Consider the following 15,834-nt stretch of genomic DNA (forward strand, 5'->3'; position numbering starts at 1 on the left):
CGCTCAGTTCCCCTGCCCTTGTAGAAAGTCTTCGTCTTTGATGCGGTATTCGGCACTGCGCGCGTGGGCGCTCAGCGATTCGCCACGGGCCAATACCGATGCCGTTTTACCCAGCTCGGAAGCACCGGCCTCGGAGCAGAAGATGATCGACGAACGCTTCTGGAAGTCGTACACGCCCAGCGGCGAAGAGAACCGCGCGGTGCCGGACGTCGGCAGTACGTGGTTCGGGCCTGCGCAGTAATCGCCCAGCGCTTCGGAGGTGTGACGGCCCATGAAGATCGCGCCAGCGTGGCGGATCTGCGGCAGCCAGGCCTGTGGGTCAGCGACCGAAAGCTCCAAGTGTTCCGGAGCGATGCGGTTGGCGACTTCGATGGCTTGGGCCATGTCCTTCACGTGAATCAATGCACCGCGACCATTGATCGAGGTTTCGATAATGGTTGCGCGGTCCATGGTCGGCAGCAGTTTGTCGATGCTCGCGGCGACCTTGTCGAGGAACTCGGCATCCGGGCTGACCAGAATCGCCTGCGCATCTTCGTCGTGCTCGGCTTGCGAGAACAGGTCCATGGCGATCCAGTCCGGATCGGTCTGGCCGTCGCAGACCACGAGGATTTCCGAAGGGCCGGCGATCATGTCGATGCCGACCTGACCGAACACGTGACGCTTGGCGGTGGCGACATAGATGTTGCCCGGGCCAACGACTTTGTCGACTTGCGGAACGCTTTCGGTGCCGTAGGCCAGCGCCGCAACGGCTTGCGCACCGCCGATGGTGAATACCCGGTCAACGCCTGCGATGCACGCAGCGGCCAGCACAAGTTCGTTGATCTCACCGCGCGGCGTTGGCACGACCATGACCACTTCGGTCACGCCGGCGACCTTGGCCGGAATCGCATTCATCAACACCGACGACGGGTACGACGCCTTGCCGCCCGGTACGTACAGGCCGGCGCGATCCAGCGGCGTGACCTTCTGGCCGAGCACGGTGCCGTCAGCCTCGGTGTAGCTCCAGGAATCCTGTTTCTGTTTTTCGTGGTAGCTACGCACGCGAGCGGCGGCTTTTTCCAGTGCTTCGCGCTGTGCCACGGTGATGCGGGTCAGGGCCAGTTCCAGACGTTCGCGCGGCAGGATCAGGTCAGCCATCGAGGCGACTTCGAGGCCGTCGAATTTCTGGGTGAACTCGACCAGCGCCGCGTCACCGCGTTCACGCACAGCCTTGATGATGTCCAGCACGCGCTGATTGACCGAGTCGTCAGACACACTTTCCCAGCTCAGCAGATGATCCAGATGATGCGCGAAATCCGGGTCAGCAGCGTTGAGTCGGCGAATTGCAGTCGGTGCGGTCATAGCGAGAGCCTCATAGGAATGGCAAAAAACTCAGGCGCCCGAAACTATCATTCGATCCGCTTAGGCACCTGAGAATTCTGGCTATGAGGCGGATAGACGGCGCGACCTGGGGTCGCGCAGGTAAATCAGCCGCGGTGTCGCGATTCCACTGCGTTGCGCAGGGTATCGATCAACGCCTGGATTCGGGCGTGTTGCATTTTCATCGAAGCCTTGTTGACCACCAGGCGCGAACTGATCGTGGCGATCAGTTCCTGAGGTTCCAGGCCGTTGGCGCGCAGGGTGTTGCCGGTGTCGACCACGTCGATGATCTTGTCGGCCAGACCGATCAGCGGCGCCAGCTCCATCGAGCCGTAGAGCTTGATGATATCGACCTGACGGCCCTGCTCGGCGTAGTAGCGCTTGGCGACGTTGACGAACTTGGTCGCCACGCGCAGACGGCCCTTGGGCTCAGGCGCGCCGATCTTGCCGGCGGTCATCAGCTTGCACTGGGCGATCTGCAGATCCAGCGGCTCGTACAGGCCCTGGCCGGTGTATTCCATCAACACGTCTTTACCGGCAACGCCGAGGTCAGCCGCGCCATGCTCGACGTAAGTCGGCACATCGGTGGCACGCACGATCAGCAGACGAACGTCGTCCTGCGTCGTGGGAATGATCAGCTTGCGGCTCTTGTCCGGATTCTCGGTCGGCACAATGCCCGCTTCGGCGAGAAGCGGCAGGGTGTCGTCAAGGATGCGGCCCTTGGACAGTGCGATGGTCAACATGGGAAACGTCAGTCCTTATCAAGGTACTCATGTCCGGTCGCAATCGGCGCCGGACACACATCGAGCCGGAAACCGGCTCGACTCTTAAAATCAGTGGACACGTCCCTGTGTCCCAATACAGCAATCAGCCCGGAACGCGACGGATCTTGGCGCCCAGCATCTGCAGTTTTTCTTCGATGCACTCATAACCACGGTCGATGTGGTAGATGCGATCGATCAGCGTGTCGCCTTCGGCAACCAGTGCCGAAATCACCAGGCTGGCCGAAGCCCGCAGGTCGGTGGCCATCACTGGCGCGCCCTTCAGGACCTCGGTACCGGTAACGATGGCAGTGTTGCCTTCGACCTGGATCTTGGCGCCCATGCGGTGCAGTTCGTACACGTGCATGAAACGGTTTTCGAAGATCGTCTCGATTACGGCACCGGTGCCTTCGGCAATGGCGTTGAGCGAGATGAACTGCGCTTGCATGTCGGTCGGGAATGCAGGGTACGGCGCGGTGCGCACGTTGACTGCTTTCGGACGCTTGCCGTGCATGTTCAGCTCGATCCAGTCTTCACCGCAGGTGATTTCTGCGCCGGCTTCACGGAGTTTTTCCAGAACGGCTTCGAGGATGGTCGGATCAGTGTCCTTGACCTTGACGCGACCACCGGTAACGGCAGCGGCAACCAGGTAGGTGCCGGTTTCGATACGGTCAGGCATGACCTTATAGAAAGCCGAACCCAGACGCTCGACGCCATCAATGGTGATGGTGTCGGTGCCAGCACCGGAAACCTTGGCGCCCATGGCGTTGAGGAAGTTCGCCAGGTCAACCACTTCTGGTTCACGGGCGGCGTTCTGCAACACGCTGCGGCCCTTGGCCAGAGCGGCGGCCATCATGATGTTCTCGGTACCGGTCACGCTGACGGTATCGAAGAAGAAGTGCGCACCGCGCAGGCCGCCTTCCGGCGCCTTGGCCTTGATGTAGCCGCCTTCGACGTCGATCACCGCGCCCATGGCTTCGAGACCACGGATGTGCAGGTCGACCGGACGCGAACCGATGGCGCAACCGCCAGGCAGTGCCACTTCGGCTTCACCGAAACGGGCAACCATCGGGCCCAGTACCAGGATCGACGCACGCATGGTTTTCACCAGTTCGTAAGGCGCGATCAGGGTCTTGATGGTGCGCGGGTCGATTTCGACGCTGAGTTTCTCGTCGATCACCGGCTCAATGCCCATGCGACCGAACAGCTCGATCATGGTGGTGATGTCGTGCAGGTGCGGCAGGTTGCCAACGGTCACCGGGCCATCGCACAGCAGGGTGGCAGCCAGGATCGGCAGGGCAGAGTTCTTTGCCCCGGAAATGCGGATCTCGCCATCAAGACGAGCGCCACCGGTAATAATCAATTTATCCATAAGAATCTCGACGCCCTTAGGCTCAGGTGCGCTCGGCCCAGGCCGCGCTGCTGAAAAATTTCATAGTGACCGCATGGATGCTGCCATCGGTGATCCATGGGTTCAAATGGGCATAGACCTGCTGCTGACGCTTCACCGGGCTCAACGCCGCCAGTTCATCGCTAATCACGTTCAGCTGGAAATTGCAGCCTTCGCCCTCAACTTCTACCAACGTTCCGGGCAGCTTTCCTTCAAGGAAGCTCTTCACTTCTACGGCCTGCATGCTCAACCTCAATCGGCGCCCTGTGCGCACGGGTCGGACATCATACAAAAAAGCCCCGCGCCTGCGAACCCCGCATGGCAGGACTCTGACGGGGGGCTTCTTTATAGATGCTGTTTCAGGGGTGCGCCAACAGTTCGGTCAGTTCACTGACCTGAGCGATTTCGCGCATGTCTTCGGGCATCGCACGGATGCTCACAGCCTTGCCGGCCGCATTCGCATCGCGCATGAAGCACAGCAGCAACGACAAACCGACGCTGCTGGACTTCTTCACCGCCGAGCAGTCGATCACCAGCGAAGCAGCCTTGCTGGACTTGATCAGCGTCTGGCCTTGCTTGCGCAGGTCAGCACCGGTGCGATAGTCCAGCACGCCACTGAGCAGAAGCTCGTCGACATCACTCATACGAACTGCGGCCTCACTCATTGTGCTGGATTCTTTTCGGTGGCTTCCTTGGCCTTGGCCACTTCACCGGCCCAACCATTGATGGTCTTGTCCAGATCGTTGCCATTGCGCTGCATCGCGTCGGCGAACTGATCACGGAACAGTTTGCCGATATTGATGCCGTTGATGATCACGTTACGCAGTTTCCACTCGCCGTTGATCTTCTCCAGCGTGTACTGCACAGGATAGATTGCGCCGCTGCTGCCCTTGACGGTCATGTTGACGCTGGTGCGATCGCCCGACTCGTCCTTGGCAGGGTCAACGGTAATGCCCTGGTTGTTGTACTCGAGCAAGGCGTTGCCGTAGAACTGGAACAAACCTTTCTTGAAGTTTTCCTGGAAGGTCTGCATCTGCGCTGGCGTGGCCTTGCGCGAGTACTTGACCGTCATGATGCTCTTGGAAATGCCTTCGGCATCCACCACCGGCCCGACGATGTTGTTGAGCGCCGTGTAGAAGTCGGTCGGGTCCTGCTTGTATTTCTCTTTGTTGGCAGCCAGATCGGCCAGCAACCGGCTGGTCGTGTCCTGCACCAGATCATGTGCCGAAGTTGCAGCAGCCACGGCGTTACCCATCAACGGCAGAGCCGCCAGTAACACCAACAGGCTACGTCGCAAGATAGAGATCATTCAAAAGCTCCTCATTTGGCGTCTTTGCTAACGGTATTGAGCAGGAATTTACCGATAAGGTCTTCCAGTACCAGTGACGACTGCGTGTCGTGAATGGTTCCACCATCCTTCAGCGGCTTGTCTTCCCCGCCTACGCTGATACCAATGTACTTCTCGCCCAGCAGACCAGCGGTCAGGATAGACGCTGTGGAGTCGGTCGGCAGGTTGTCGACCTTTTTATCCACTTGCAGAGTTACCCGACCGGTGAAGCTGTCGCGATCCAGATCGATTGCCGTGACCTTGCCGATAGTCACACCGGCCATGGTCACTTTGGCTCTGACCGTCAAACCGGCGATATTGTCGAAGTAGGCATACAGTTTATAGGTGTCGGTGGTCGACGTCGGAGACAGACCACTGACCCGCAAAGCAAGCAGCAACAAAGCCAGGATCCCTGCCAGCAGGAACAGGCCGACACCGATTTCCAGGGTGCGGTTTTGCATCAGAAATCTCCAAACATCAAAGCGGTCAGAATAAAGTCCAGGCCGAGCACTGCCAGCGAGGCAAACACTACAGTCTTGGTGGTGGCGCGACTGATGCCCTCGGAAGTGGGCTCACAGTCATAGCCTTGGAATACGGCGATCCAGGTCACTACAAAGGCGAAAACGATGCTTTTGATCACGCCATTGAGCACGTCACTGGTGAAGTTCACGCTGTTCTGCATGTTTGCCCAGTAAGAGCCTTCATACACACCCAGCCAGTCGACGGCCACCCATGAACCACCCCAGATGCCCACGACGCTGAAAATCATTGCCAGCACCGGCAGGGAAATGAAGCCGGCCCACAGGCGCGGGGCAATGATGTACTTGAGCGGATCGACGCCGATCATTTCCAGACTGGAAAGCTGTTCGGTCGACTTCATGTTGCCGATCTCGGCGGTCAGCGCCGACCCGGCACGACCGGCAAACAACAGTGCCGTCACCACCGGACCCAGCTCACGCAGCAAGGTCAGCGCAACCATCTGCCCCACCGCCTGCTCCGAACCGTAGCTCGACAGAATGCTGAAGCCCTGCAGCGCCAGCACCATGCCGATGAAAATCCCGGAAACGACGATGATCACCAGCGACATCACGCCGACCGAATGCAGTTGTTTGACCAACAGGCCGAAACCGCCGCTGATCCCGCCACGCCCCAGCAAGGCATGAAACAGGAACAGCGTCGCCCGACCGAACACCGCGACGGCGTCGATCGCCGCCTCGCCGAACCGGCGCACGCGTTCTATTAATGAAATTCTGCGCATCAGCGCTTCCCCAGAAGATCTGCGCGGTAATCCGTCGCTGGAAAATGGTACGGCACCGGGCCATCGGGATCACCGGTCATGAACTGACGGATACGCGGCTCGTCCGAGTTCATCAACTCGTCCGGCGTACCCTGCCCCAGTACCTGACCATCACCGACGACATAGATGTAGTCGGCGATGCTCGCGGTTTCGGCCAGATCGTGGGACACCACGATACTGGTGATCCCCAGCGCGTCGTTGAGCAGGCGAATCAGACGGACCAGCACGCCCATGGCGATCGGGTCCTGCCCGACGAACGGTTCGTCGTACATAAGGATCTGCGGATCGAGCGCAATCGCCCGCGCCAGTGCGACCCGGCGCTTCATGCCACCGGACAGCTCATCCGGCATCAACTCGATGGCACCGCGCAGACCGACCGCCTGCAATTTGAGCAGGACGATGTCGCGGATCATTTCTTCCGGCAAATCGGTATGAACACGCAGGGGGAAAGCCACGTTCTCGAACACATCGAGATCGGTGAACAGCGCGCCGCTTTGAAACAGCACACCCATGTGCTTTCGCGCATCGAACAGATCGCTGCGCGAAAGCGCAGGCAGGTTCTGGCCGTTGACCCAGACTTCGCCGCTGGCAGGACGCAATTGTGCGCCCATCAGTCGCAGCAGCGTGGTCTTGCCACACCCGGAAGGCCCCATGATGCCGGTGACCTTGCCGCGCGGTATGCGAATATCGACGTTATTGAAAATGCTGCGCGCACCGCGCTTGAAGGAGACTCCCTTCAGCTCGACCGCGTAGGCGTTATCGGCACTCATCTAAACTCCTTGCGATGCAGCCTCTCACTCGGACGCCTGTCTTTACTTAAAAAGTACGTACATCCCGGGCAGGCCGAACTGGCGGCGAACTATATCACTGCAAAGGCTACGCGCCCAAGGCTTGTACCAGCCTGAGTTCGGCGATATGACAGGTGCGCAGGCTCTTTTACCGGGTTTTGGTAACGAGTAATGACAAAGCACGACGAACTTGCGTGAGGCTTTGCCACATAACCGCTATAATCGCCGCCTTTTCATCGGGCTATACGATTTCTGACATGAGCCAATCCAGCGACCTGATTCAATCGGCACAACGCACCATCCAACTCGAAGTGGAAGCCGTACAAGGCTTGTTGCCCCATATCGACGCCGATTTCGTACGCGCTTGCGAGATGATTCTGGCCAGCAAGGGCCGTGTAGTTGTGGTCGGTATGGGCAAATCCGGGCACATCGGCAACAAGATTGCCGCGACCCTGGCCAGCACCGGCACCCCGGCTTTTTTCGTGCACCCGGCCGAGGCCAGCCATGGCGACATGGGCATGATCACTCGTGATGACGTGATTCTGGCCCTGTCGAATTCCGGCTCGACCAACGAAATCGTCACCCTGCTGCCGCTGATCAAACGTCTGGGCATCCAGTTGATCAGCCTCACCGGCAACCCGCTATCGCCGCTGGCCAAGGCGGCCGAGGTCAATCTCAACGTTCACGTCGAGCATGAAGCCTGTCCGCTGAACCTGGCGCCGACCTCCTCGACCACCGCAGCTTTGGTCATGGGTGATGCGCTGGCCGTAGCGTTGCTGGAAGCGCGCGGTTTCACTGCCGAAGACTTCGCCTTTTCTCATCCGGGTGGCGCCCTTGGCCGTCGCCTGCTGTTGAAAGTGGAGAACGTCATGCACGCCGGGCAGGAGTTGCCGCAAGTACAACGCGGTACGCTGCTCAAGGACGCACTGATGGAAATGACCCGTAAAGGTCTGGGCATGACCGTCATCCTTGAAACTGACGGCAAACTCGCCGGGATCTTCACTGACGGCGATTTGCGCCGCACCCTGGATCGCAGCATCGACATTCGCAGCGCCACCATCGACCAGGTGATGACGGCCCACGGCAAGACTGCCCGCCCCGAAATGCTCGCCGCCGAAGCCCTGAAAATCATGGAAGACCACCGAATCAACGCACTGGTCGTTGTGGATGAAGATGATCGCCCGGTCGGCGCCTTCAACCTCTCCGATCTGCTGCGCGCAGGAGTGATGTAATGAGCAACGATCTGCTGCAACGCGGCAAAGCGGTCAAACTGGCGGTTTTCGACGTCGACGGTGTCCTTACCGACGGGCGCCTGTACTTTCTTGAAGACGGTAGCGAATTCAAGACCTTCAACACCCTCGACGGTCAGGGCATCAAGATGCTGATGAACGCCGGCGTGCAGACCGCCATCATCAGTGGTCGCAAGACACCAGTGGTCGAACGTCGGGCGAAAAACCTCGGCATCCCGCACCTGTTTCAGGGACGCGAAGACAAATTGGTGGTTCTGGACGGTCTGCTTGAGCAACTGGGCCTAAGCTATGAACAAGTCGCCTATCTGGGCGACGATTTGCCTGACCTGCCAGTGATCCGCCGGGTCGGTCTGGGCATGGCCGTGGCCAACGCTGCCGATTTTGTCCGCGAACACGCCCATGGCGTTACCCGGGCTCGCGGGGGCGAAGGTGCTGCCCGCGAATTCTGTGAATTGATCCTGCGCGCCCAGGGCCGCCTCGATGCGGCCAACGCCGCGTACCTGTGAGCCAAACCATGTTCAGCAAAAAATTTCGTAACTTCCTGCTGTTCGGCTGCATCGCTGCGTTATTTGCAGCGGTCGGCTACTGGAACATCAGCCCGGAACGCTTCCTCGACAAGCCTCCGACCACGTCTGTGGAAAATCCTATCGACTGGTATGCGACCAACACGCATACCGTGCAATACCTGCCGGACGGCAAAGTGCAGTATGAAATGACGTCCGACAAGGCCGAGCACGTCAAGGCGACCGACATCACGCTGGTCACCAAGCCCGACCTGAACATGTACCGCGGAACGGATTTCCCGTGGCACGTGACCAGCGAACGCGGCGAAGTGAATTCGGGCGGCACCGAAGTCGAATTGATCGATTCGGTACGCATCAAGCGCACCGATGAAAAGAAACGTGACACGCTGATCACTTCCACTCGCATGACAGTGTTCCCGCAGCGGGAATATGCGCAGACCGAGCAACCCGTTAGAATCGAGGGCGCTGGCGGTGTATCGACTGGCGTAGGAATGAAAGCGTACCTGAAGGAAAGCAGGATACACCTGCAATCGAACGTAAGAGGACAGTATGAGGCTCGTTAAAACCCTCCCTATTTTGCTCAGTCTGGGCGCAGCACTGGGAAGCGTGAGCGCCTGGGCTCTGCCGAACGATCAAGAGCAGCCAATCCGCATTCAGGCCGACGATGCCCAGCTGGACGACAAGAACGGCGTAGCTACCTATAAAGGTGACGTGATCATCACTCAGGGCTCGATGATCGTCAAAGGCAACACCGTGACCATCACCCGCACCTCGACCGGTGATATCGACGTTGTGACGTCGGTCGGCAACCTCGCCTACTTCGAACAACTGCAGACTGCCGGCGACACCAAACCCGTTCAGGGCTGGGGCGTGACGATTCAGTACCACGCCGCGCAAAATCGCGTCGTACTGATCGACAAGGCCAAGGTTGTCGATAAAGACAACAACACCACCCAGGGCGAGAAAATCGTCTACGACACCGTGAAGAAACTGGCCAGCGCCGGTCGCGCTACCGGCAGCAAAGTCACCGAATCGCGTCCGCGCATCGACATGGTGATCCAGCCGAAGAAGAAAACCGAAGAGAAAAACCAGTAATGGCAACTCTGAAAGCTCAGCACCTGGCCAAGGCCTATAAAAGCCGCCAGGTCGTGCGTGACGTCAGCCTGTCGATCGACAGCGGTCAGATCGTAGGTCTGCTCGGCCCCAACGGTGCCGGCAAGACCACGTGCTTCTACATGATCGTCGGCCTGGTGCAGGCCGATCAGGGCCGCGTACTGATCGATGATCTGGACGTCAGCCACCAGCCGATGCACGGCCGTGCAAAGGCCGGGATCGGCTATCTGCCGCAAGAAGCGTCGATCTTCCGCAAACTGTCGGTGGCTGACAACATCATGGCCATCCTCGAGACCCGTCAGGAACTCGACAAGGCCGGTCGCCGCAAGGAGCTGGAAAGCCTGCTGCAGGAATTCCACATCAGCCACATCCGCGACAACCTCGGCATGAGCCTGTCCGGTGGTGAACGCCGCCGGGTGGAAATCGCTCGCGCGCTGGCAACGGCACCGAAATTCATCCTGCTCGACGAACCGTTTGCCGGTGTCGATCCGATTTCGGTCGGCGACATCAAGCAGATCATCCACCACCTCAAGGCCAAGGGCATCGGTGTATTGATCACCGACCACAACGTCCGTGAGACGCTGGACATCTGCGAAACCGCTTACATCGTCAACGATGGCCAACTCATTGCTGAAGGCGATGCAGAAACCATCCTGGCCAACGATCTGGTCAAGGAAGTGTATCTGGGTCACGAGTTCCGCCTGTAAGCGCGACAGTGCCCGGTGCGCCGCCAGGGCGCTGTATCGATTCAAGCAGGAATTAATACGCTTTAATTGTTACAGCGCTCTAGGCAAACACTTCAGTTTCAGGCATATAATTTGCTTAAGTTTGGCGCCCCGGCGCCCTGTAGTGGATGGCGCATAGCGCCGGCGAATAAGGTGTTAAGCCCCTGCCATGAAACCATCGCTAGTCTTGAGAATGGGCCAGCAGCTGACGATGACACCGCAGCTGCAACAGGCCATCCGCCTGCTCCAATTGTCGACCCTGGATCTGCAACAGGAAATCCAGGAGGCTCTGGAATCCAATCCGATGCTCGAACGCCAGGAAGAAGGCGACGACTTCGACAATTCCGACCCCATGGCCGACAACGCCGAACAGAAACCCACCGAAATCCAGGAACCCTCCTATCAGGAAACCGCCCCGACGGTGGACAACCTCGAGGACGGCGAATGGAACGAGCGCATTCCCAACGAGCTTCCGGTCGACACCGCCTGGGAAGACGTTTACCAGACCAGCGCCAGCAGCCTGCCCAGCAGCGATGATGACGAGTGGGACTTCACCACCCGCACCTCCGCTGGCGAGAGCCTGCAAAGCCACCTGCTGTGGCAACTGAACCTCGCGCCGATGTCCGACACCGATCGCCTGATCGCCGTGACCCTGATCGACTGCATCAACAATCAGGGCTACCTGGACGAAACCCTCGAAGAGATCCTTGAGGCGTTCGACCCGGAACTGGACATCGAACTGGACGAAATCGAAGCCGTCCTGCACCGCATCCAGCAGTTTGAACCGGCCGGCATCGGCGCGCGCAACCTCGGCGAGTGCCTGCTGCTGCAATTGCGCCAGCTGCCAGCCAAGACGCCTTGGCTGGCTGAAGCCAAGCGTCTGGTCAGCGATTACATCGACCTGCTCGGCGGCCGCGACTACAGCCAGTTGATGCGGCGCATGAAGCTCAAGGAAGACGAGTTGCGCCAGGTCATCGAGCTGGTGCAAAGCCTCAATCCGCGTCCGGGCTCACAGATCGAGTCCACTGAAGCCGAATACGTCGTCCCTGACGTCATCGTACGCAAGGACAATGAGCGCTGGCTGGTCGAACTGAATCAGGAATCGGTGCCGCGTCTGCGCGTCAACGCCCAATACGCCGGTTTCGTCCGTCGCGCCGACACCAGCGCCGACAACACGTTCATGCGCAATCAGTTGCAGGAAGCCCGCTGGTTCATCAAGAGCCTGCAGAGCCGCAACGAAACCCTGATGAAAGTAGCCACCCAGATCGTCGAGCATCAGCGCGGTTTTCTGGAGTACGGCGACGAAGCCATGAAGCCACTGGTGCTGCATGACATCGCCGAAGCCGTGGGCATGCACGAATCGACGATTTCCCGGGTGACCACGCAGAAGTTCATGCATACCCCGCGCGGTATTTATGAACTGAAATACTTTTTCTCCAGCCACGTCAGCACCTCTGAAGGCGGCGAATGCTCGTCCACGGCGATTCGCGCGATCATCAAAAAACTGGTTGCCGCGGAAAATCAGAAAAAGCCGTTGAGTGACAGCAAGATCGCTGGTTTACTGGAGGCACAAGGCATTCAGGTGGCTCGCCGCACCGTCGCCAAGTACCGCGAATCCCTCGGGATCGCGCCTTCGAGCGAACGCAAGCGGTTGATGTAAGCCACGTTACAGCGTTCCAGTGGCAGGCTATCCAGCCTGCCGCTTTATGCACTGGCAACGAAGGAGAAGCTGTATGCAAGTCAACATCAGTGGACACCAACTGGAAGTGACCGAACCTCTGCGCACCTACATCAACGAAAAACTCGACCGATTAGAGCGCCATTTCGACAAGATCACCAACGTGCAAGTCACGATGTGCGTCGAAAAGCTGAAGCAGAAAATCGAAGCCACCTTGCATATTCCCGGCGGAGAAGTGGTTGCCAATGCCGAGCATGACGACATGTATGCCGCCATTGACCTGCTGACCGACAAGCTGGATCGCCAACTCAAAAAGCATAAGGAAAAGACCCAAAGCCTCCTCCAGGGCGCGACCGGTCGATAACCCCCCATTCCATGATCCGACTTGAAAGTATCCTGACCCCCGGCCGTTCCCTCGTGAACGTGCCGGGTGGCAGTAAAAAGAAAGCCCTCGAACAAATTGCCAACCTGATCGCCCGCGAAGTGCCGGCTCTGGAGATGCAAGATGTCTTCGAGGCGTTGATTGCCCGTGAAAAACTCGGTTCCACCGGTTTTGGCAACGGCATCGCCATCCCCCATTGCCGCCTCAAGGGTTGCCAAGCGCCGATCAGCGCGCTGATGCACCTTGACGCTCCGATCGATTTCGACGCCATTGACGGCGCTCCGGTTGACCTGCTGTTTGTTTTGCTGGTCCCGGAAGCCGCCACCGATGCGCATCTGGAGTTGCTACGTCAGATCGCCAGCATGCTGGATCGTAAGGAAGTGCGCGAAAAGCTGCGTAGCGCACCGAGTAGCGAAGCCTTGTATCAGGTCGTCCTGAGCGAGCAGAACGGGCATTAATCATGCGTTTGATCATCGTCAGCGGCCGTTCCGGCTCGGGTAAAAGTACGGCTCTGGATGTCCTTGAGGACAACGGCTATTACTGCATCGACAACCTGCCCGCAGGCTTGCTGCCGGAACTGGCCGAACGGGCGCTGATTCACACTGAGCTGGCGCAACCGCTGGTGGCCGTATCGATCGATGCGCGCAACCTGCCGAGTCATCTGACCCGTTTTCCCGAGCTGCTTGAAGATGTCCGGGCCAAGCACATTCAGTGCGATGTCCTGTATCTGGACGCCGACGAAGAAACCCTGCTCAAGCGTTTCTCCGAAACCCGCCGTCGCCACCCGCTGAGCAACGCCAACCGCTCGCTGGCCGAGGCGATCCAGGATGAAACCGCCCTGCTCGGCCCGATCGCCGACCTCGCCGACCTGAAAATCAACACCACCAACCTCAACCTGTACCAGTTGCGCGACTCCATCAAGCTGCGTCTGCTGAATCAGCCAGAGCCGGGCACCGCGTTTCTGGTCGAGTCATTTGGCTTCAAGCGCGGCATGCCGGTGGATGCAGATCTGGTGTTCGATGTGCGCTGCCTGCCCAATCCGTACTGGAAGCCGGAACTGCGCGCGCAATCGGGTCTCGATGCGCCGGTGGCTGAATACCTGGCGGCACAGCCAGAGGTCGAAGAAATGTTTCAGGACATCTTCACCTACCTGCACAAGTGGCTGCCGCGCTTCGCCGCCAGCAACCGTGCCTACGTCACCATTGCCATTGGCTGCACCGGCGGGCATCACCGCTCCGTCTACCTGACCGAACGTCTGGGTCAGGCCCTGCAGAAAACCCTGAAGAACGTCCAGGTTCGCCACCGCGACCTCACTTAAAGGATTCACACCGCGATGCCTGCTCTGGAAATCGAAATCATCAACAAGCTGGGCCTGCATGCCCGCGCATCGGCCAAGTTTGTCGGGGTGGCCGGGCAGTATCCGGATTGCACGATCAGAGTGGGTCGTACACCAGAGACCACGGTTGACGGTAAAAGCATCATGGCGATGATGATGCTGGCGGCAGGCAAGGGCACCAAGATCTATTTGAGTACTGAAGGGCATCAGGAACAGGAAGCGCTGGATGCACTGGTGGCGTTGATCAACAACTACTTCGACGAAGGCGGCTGACAGCCAAAGTCAAAAGATCGCAGCCGGCGACAGCTCCTACATTGGAATGCGTTCCCTATAGGAACTGCCACAGGCTGCGATCTTTTGCACTCCTTCAACCCAACGCCGTATCCATCACCATCATCAGACAAAACCCGATCAACAGGCCAAGACTGGCCAGTTTGTCGTGACCATTGCGTCGCGACTCGGGAATCACTTCGTGGGTCACCACCAGCAACATGGCCCCCGCCGCGAGCGCTAGTCCTAATGGCAACAACACCTGCGCCAGACTGACCAGCCACGCACATAACAACGCAAACACCGGCTCGACCAGACCTGACGCCGCACCGATCAAAAATGCTTTGACCCGCGACATCCCTGCCCCGGCCAGCACCAATGCAATCACCAGACCTTCCGGCACATCCTGCAAAGCGATGCCCATGGCCAGACTGTCCGCATCCGGCATGCCGCCGCCGGCAGAAACGCCGACGGCCATGCCTTCAGGGATGTTATGGGCAATGATGGCGAACACGAACAGCCAGATCCGCGGCGGTATCACCGGATGCTCGACGGTGCCGACGAGCATTTCCGGGGACGCGCCGGAAATCTTGCGATCGACCAGGTACAACCCGAACGCACCGAGCATGATGCCGAAACAGATCAGGCCACTGGCGCCCCACGGCGTCAGGCCGAGGCTTTCGGCAGCAGCAATGCCCGGCACGATCAACGAAAATGCCGTCGCCGCCAGCATCACCCCGGCACCAAAACCCAGCAAGGTATCGCTGAGTGCCTGGGGCATGCGCCGAATCACCAGCACCGGGACAGCGCCAAGCGCCGTGCCGAGGGCGCAGATCGCGCCGCCCTGCAACGCCCGCGACAGCCTCGGCTCGAGATTCAGCCATTCCAGCCCGTGGGCGACCAGCAAGGTCATGCCCGCCAACAGCAACAGCGATCCCACTGCGTAACGAAACATACGCCCACTTCCGATCGCCAGTGTTTCAGTGCCCATAGTCAGCCTTGGATTGTTTTTATAGAAGACTTAAACCAGTGCGGCCTGATAGCGCGCAGCCACTTCAGGCCAATTGATCACGTTGTAGAACGCATTGATGTATTCCGGACGACGGTTCTGATAACGCAGGTAATAGGCGTGCTCCCAGACGTCGAGACCGAGAATCGGCGTGTTGCCATTCATCAACGGGCTGTCCTGATTGCCGCTGCTTTCCACGATCAGTTTTTTCTCCGGGGTCACGCTGAGCCAGGCCCAGCCGCTACCGAAGCGGGTCAGCGCGGCTTTGGTGAAGGCTTCCTTGAAGCTGTCGAGACCGCCCAGATGTTCATCGATGGCCTTGGCCAGCGCGCCATCCGGCTTGCCGCCACCGTTGGGCACCATGACTTCCCAGAACAGCGAATGGTTGGCGTGACCGCCGCCCTGATTGATCACCGCCGCACGGAGCTTTTCCGGCAATTGCTGAACGCTGGCGACGAGTTTTTCCACTGGCCATTCGGCGTATTCAGTGCCTTCTACCGCCGCGTTGAGATTGTTGATGTAGGTCTGGTGGTGCTTGGTGTAGTGAATCTCCATGGTCTGCGCATCGATATGCGGTTCGAGGGCGTCGTAGGCGTAAGGCAAGGCAGGCAAGGTAAAAGCCATT

The 15,834-nt window shown here is 59.0% G+C and carries 21 protein-coding genes; 10 read left to right on the forward strand and 11 right to left on the reverse strand.

Features of this window, described 5'->3' with window-relative positions; genetic code table 11:
- Positions 1-3: 3 nt before the first annotated feature.
- From hisD to ACOYXJ_RS04850, 9 genes are all read right to left on the reverse strand, one after another.
- Entirely contained in the window at positions 4-1,341 is a 1,338-nt protein-coding gene (gene hisD / locus ACOYXJ_RS04810) for a histidinol dehydrogenase (protein ID WP_150691866.1), read from the reverse strand.
- A 125-nt stretch (positions 1,342-1,466) separates the two neighbouring features.
- Positions 1,467-2,102, reverse strand: coding sequence for an ATP phosphoribosyltransferase (gene hisG / locus ACOYXJ_RS04815; protein ID WP_007912384.1), 636 nt, complete (start codon positions 2,100-2,102; stop codon positions 1,467-1,469).
- 124 nt (positions 2,103-2,226) lie between these two features.
- Positions 2,227-3,492: a UDP-N-acetylglucosamine 1-carboxyvinyltransferase gene (gene murA / locus ACOYXJ_RS04820; RefSeq protein ID WP_007912385.1), complete on the reverse strand. Its 1,266-nt coding sequence runs from the start codon at positions 3,490-3,492 to the stop codon at positions 2,227-2,229.
- Between the two features lie 22 nt (positions 3,493-3,514).
- On the reverse strand, positions 3,515-3,754 hold the full coding sequence (locus ACOYXJ_RS04825; protein ID WP_008085051.1) for a BolA family protein: 240 nt from the start codon (positions 3,752-3,754) through the stop codon (positions 3,515-3,517).
- 115 nt (positions 3,755-3,869) lie between these two features.
- Positions 3,870-4,175 carry an STAS domain-containing protein gene (locus tag ACOYXJ_RS04830; RefSeq protein ID WP_150792348.1) on the reverse strand — a complete coding sequence of 102 codons (306 nt, stop codon included), beginning with the start codon at positions 4,173-4,175 and terminating at the stop codon, positions 3,870-3,872.
- Positions 4,172-4,819, reverse strand: coding sequence for an MlaC/ttg2D family ABC transporter substrate-binding protein (locus tag ACOYXJ_RS04835; protein ID WP_095119475.1), 648 nt, complete (start codon positions 4,817-4,819; stop codon positions 4,172-4,174). The genes ACOYXJ_RS04830 and ACOYXJ_RS04835 overlap by 4 nt, the downstream gene beginning before the upstream one ends.
- Positions 4,820-4,830: 11 nt before the next feature.
- On the reverse strand, positions 4,831-5,298 hold the full coding sequence (gene mlaD, locus ACOYXJ_RS04840) for an outer membrane lipid asymmetry maintenance protein MlaD (RefSeq protein ID WP_007912400.1): 468 nt from the start codon (positions 5,296-5,298) through the stop codon (positions 4,831-4,833).
- Complete coding sequence (mlaE, locus tag ACOYXJ_RS04845; protein WP_003221704.1) at positions 5,298-6,095, reverse strand: lipid asymmetry maintenance ABC transporter permease subunit MlaE; 798 nt, start codon at positions 6,093-6,095, stop codon at positions 5,298-5,300. Before mlaE ends, mlaD begins: the two co-directional genes overlap by 1 nt.
- Positions 6,095-6,904 (reverse strand): ATP-binding cassette domain-containing protein, encoded by an 810-nt coding sequence (locus tag ACOYXJ_RS04850; protein WP_007912403.1) that lies wholly within the window; start codon positions 6,902-6,904, stop codon positions 6,095-6,097. Before ACOYXJ_RS04850 ends, mlaE begins: the two co-directional genes overlap by 1 nt.
- Before the next feature lie 275 nt (positions 6,905-7,179).
- Here ACOYXJ_RS04850 and ACOYXJ_RS04855 point away from each other — a divergent pair, with 275 nt between their 5' ends.
- From ACOYXJ_RS04855 to ACOYXJ_RS04900, 10 genes are all read left to right on the forward strand, one after another.
- Positions 7,180-8,154 carry a KpsF/GutQ family sugar-phosphate isomerase gene (locus ACOYXJ_RS04855; RefSeq protein WP_150792346.1) on the forward strand — a complete coding sequence of 325 codons (975 nt, stop codon included), beginning with the start codon at positions 7,180-7,182 and terminating at the stop codon, positions 8,152-8,154.
- Positions 8,154-8,678 carry a KdsC family phosphatase gene (locus ACOYXJ_RS04860; RefSeq protein ID WP_038357538.1) on the forward strand — a complete coding sequence of 175 codons (525 nt, stop codon included), beginning with the start codon at positions 8,154-8,156 and terminating at the stop codon, positions 8,676-8,678. Before ACOYXJ_RS04855 ends, ACOYXJ_RS04860 begins: the two co-directional genes overlap by 1 nt.
- 8 nt (positions 8,679-8,686) lie before the next feature.
- Positions 8,687-9,259 carry an LPS export ABC transporter periplasmic protein LptC gene (gene lptC, locus ACOYXJ_RS04865; RefSeq protein ID WP_150604409.1) on the forward strand — a complete coding sequence of 191 codons (573 nt, stop codon included), beginning with the start codon at positions 8,687-8,689 and terminating at the stop codon, positions 9,257-9,259.
- Complete coding sequence (lptA, locus tag ACOYXJ_RS04870; protein WP_150792345.1) at positions 9,246-9,791, forward strand: lipopolysaccharide transport periplasmic protein LptA; 546 nt, start codon at positions 9,246-9,248, stop codon at positions 9,789-9,791. Before lptC ends, lptA begins: the two co-directional genes overlap by 14 nt.
- Positions 9,791-10,516 carry an LPS export ABC transporter ATP-binding protein gene (gene lptB, locus ACOYXJ_RS04875; protein WP_008085069.1) on the forward strand — a complete coding sequence of 242 codons (726 nt, stop codon included), beginning with the start codon at positions 9,791-9,793 and terminating at the stop codon, positions 10,514-10,516. The genes lptA and lptB overlap by 1 nt, the downstream gene beginning before the upstream one ends.
- A gap of 187 nt (positions 10,517-10,703) precedes the next feature.
- Positions 10,704-12,194, forward strand: a complete 1,491-nt coding sequence (locus ACOYXJ_RS04880) for an RNA polymerase factor sigma-54 (protein WP_016984155.1) — start codon at positions 10,704-10,706, stop codon at positions 12,192-12,194.
- Positions 12,195-12,267: 73 nt separating this feature from the next.
- The gene (gene hpf, locus ACOYXJ_RS04885; protein ID WP_093435973.1) at positions 12,268-12,576 is read left to right on the forward strand and encodes a ribosome hibernation-promoting factor, HPF/YfiA family; all 309 of its coding nucleotides are present in this window, start codon (positions 12,268-12,270) and stop codon (positions 12,574-12,576) included.
- An 11-nt stretch (positions 12,577-12,587) separates the two neighbouring features.
- On the forward strand, positions 12,588-13,052 hold the full coding sequence (gene ptsN, locus ACOYXJ_RS04890; protein ID WP_150792344.1) for a PTS IIA-like nitrogen regulatory protein PtsN: 465 nt from the start codon (positions 12,588-12,590) through the stop codon (positions 13,050-13,052).
- A gap of 2 nt (positions 13,053-13,054) precedes the next feature.
- Positions 13,055-13,912 (forward strand): RNase adapter RapZ, encoded by an 858-nt coding sequence (rapZ, locus tag ACOYXJ_RS04895; protein WP_038357533.1) that lies wholly within the window; start codon positions 13,055-13,057, stop codon positions 13,910-13,912.
- 15 nt (positions 13,913-13,927) lie between these two features.
- Positions 13,928-14,203 (forward strand): HPr family phosphocarrier protein, encoded by a 276-nt coding sequence (locus ACOYXJ_RS04900; protein WP_008085079.1) that lies wholly within the window; start codon positions 13,928-13,930, stop codon positions 14,201-14,203.
- A gap of 94 nt (positions 14,204-14,297) precedes the next feature.
- Here the strand turns inward: ACOYXJ_RS04900 and ACOYXJ_RS04905 are convergent, their stop codons facing one another.
- Positions 14,298-15,191, reverse strand: a complete 894-nt coding sequence (locus ACOYXJ_RS04905) for a ZIP family metal transporter (protein ID WP_095119479.1) — start codon at positions 15,189-15,191, stop codon at positions 14,298-14,300.
- Between the two features lie 30 nt (positions 15,192-15,221).
- Positions 15,222-15,833, reverse strand: a complete 612-nt coding sequence (locus ACOYXJ_RS04910) for a superoxide dismutase (RefSeq protein WP_150705943.1) — start codon at positions 15,831-15,833, stop codon at positions 15,222-15,224.
- Position 15,834 lies beyond the last annotated feature (1 nt).

The organism is Pseudomonas sp. Tul2A7 (genome assembly GCF_054790505.1).